The sequence below is a fragment of the Hydrogenophaga sp. 70-12 genome, assembly GCF_001897365.1.
Classification (GTDB): Bacteria; Pseudomonadota; Gammaproteobacteria; order Burkholderiales; family Burkholderiaceae_C; genus Hydrogenophaga; species Hydrogenophaga borbori.
Map to the genome: position 1 here is coordinate 1 of NZ_MKSS01000258.1, position 2032 is coordinate 2032.

General features: G+C 69.7%; 2 protein-coding genes. Both read right to left on the reverse strand.

Annotated elements, in window-relative coordinates; translation table 11 throughout:
- Positions 1-1618 (reverse strand): 3-(methylthio)propionyl-CoA ligase (locus tag BGO22_RS14370; protein ID WP_286851439.1); only part of this gene is annotated, 1618 nt, incomplete at its 3' end.
- Positions 1619-1734: 116 nt separating this feature from the next.
- On the reverse strand, positions 1735-2032 hold a 298-nt coding region (locus tag BGO22_RS14375; protein ID WP_286851440.1), incomplete at its 5' end, for an ATP-binding protein.

The window sequence follows — 2032 nt, forward strand, 5'->3', positions numbered from 1 at the left end:
GGAGCTGCTGGCGCAGCACCATCTTCTGCATCTTGCCGGTGGCGCCCAGCGGGATGGCGTCGACGAAGACCACGTCGTCCGGCACCTGCCACTTGGCGATGCGGCCCTCGTAAAACTTCAGCAATTCTTCACGCGTGACCTCGGCGCCGGGCTTCTTCACCACCACCACGATGGGCCGTTCGTCCCACTTGGGGTGCTTCATGCCGATGCAGGCGGCCATGGCCACGGCCGGGTGGGCCATGGCGATGTTCTCCACGTCGATGGAGCTGATCCACTCGCCGCCGGACTTGATCACGTCCTTGCTGCGGTCGGTGATCTGCATAAAGCCGTCGGCGTCGATGGTGGCCACGTCGCCGGTGGGGAACCAGCCGTGGCCCTGGGCGTCGTAGCGCAGCGGGTCGCCGCCCTCGCCCTTGAAGTAGCTGGCGATGATCCATGGGCCGCGCACCAGCAGGTCGCCGTAGCTCTTGCCGTCCCAGGGCAGCTCGTCGCCGGCCTCGTTCACGATCTTCATGTCCACGCCGAAAATGGTGCGGCCCTGCTTGAGCCGCACCTTGAGCTGCTCGTCGGCCGGCAGCGCGAGCTGGGCGTTCTTGAGCGTGCACACCGTGCCCAGCGGCGACATCTCGGTCATGCCCCAGGCGTGCAGCACGTCGACGCCGTAGAGGTCGTTGAAGGCGCTGATCATGGCCGGCGGACAGGCCGAGCCGCCGATCACCGTGCGCTTGAGGGTGCTGAACTTCAGCTGGTTTTGCTGCAGGTGCGCCAGCAGCATCTGCCAGACCGTGGGCACGCCGGCGGCCATGGTCACGCCCTCGGCCTCGATGAGTTCGTAGACCGACTTGCCGTCCAGCGCCGGACCGGGGAACACCAGCTTGCAGCCCACGGCCGCCGCGGAGTACGGCAGGCCCCAGGCGTTGACGTGGAACATGGGCACCACGGGCAGGATGCTGTCGCGCGCCGAGCAGCCCATGGCGTCGGGCATGGCCGCCCCGTAGGCGTGCAGCGTGGTGGAGCGGTGCGAGTACAGCGCGGCCTTGGGGTTGCCGGTGGTGCCGCTCGTGTAGCACATGCTGGAGGCGGTGTTCTCGTCGAACTCGGGCCAGGCGTAGCTGTCCTTCTGCGCGCCGATCCAGGCCTCGTAGCTCTGCAGGCCGGGAATGCCGCTGTCGGCGGGCAAGGCGGACGCATCGCACAGGGCGATCCAGTGCTTCACCGTCGGGCACTTGCTCCACACCGCCTTGACCAGCGGCAGGAAGCTCATGTCGAAGCACAGGGCCTTGTCTTCGGCGTGGTTGACGATCCACACCAGTTGCTCGGGGTGCAGCCGCGGGTTGAGGGTGTGCAGCACCCGGCCGGTGCCGCTGACGCCGAAATACAGTTCCAGATGGCGATAACCGTTCCAGGCCAGCGTGGCCACGCGATCGCCGAAGCCCAGGCCCAGCGCGTCCAGGGCGTTGGCCACCTGGCGCGAGCGGCGCGAGACCGCCCGCCAGTTGGTGCGGTGGATGTCGCCCTCGACCCGGCGCGAGACGATTTCGGTGGCGCCGTGGTGCCGCTCGGCGTGCACGATGAGGTTGGAAATCAGCAGCGGTTGGCTCTGCATCTGGCCCAGCATGAGTCGGTCTCCGAAGTGGTTGGAATCGTGGCGGCCATGCTAGCCCGGCGCGCAGCGCCCGGCGGACGGGGTTGTCCCGGAGGCAACACCCCCCGGTGGACGGCCGTGCCGCGCGCTCAGGCCGCGCCGACCGCCGGCTGCACGCCGCGCTCGAAGGCCAGCTCCACCGTGGTGCCGTGGCCCAGCGCGGACTGCAGGCGGATGGCGCCGCCGGCGGCCTGCATCACGCGCTGGCAGAACATCAGGCCCATGCCGTTGCCGCCGGTGGCCGCGCGCGTGGTGACCGGCTCGCGCGTGAGGCGCGCCAGCACCTCGGGCGCGATGCCGGGGCCGTTGTCGATGAAGCGGATCCAGGCGCGCGGGGCGCCCGGCCCCGGCGCGCAGTCCACCTCGATGCGCAGGCGCGGTTCGGCC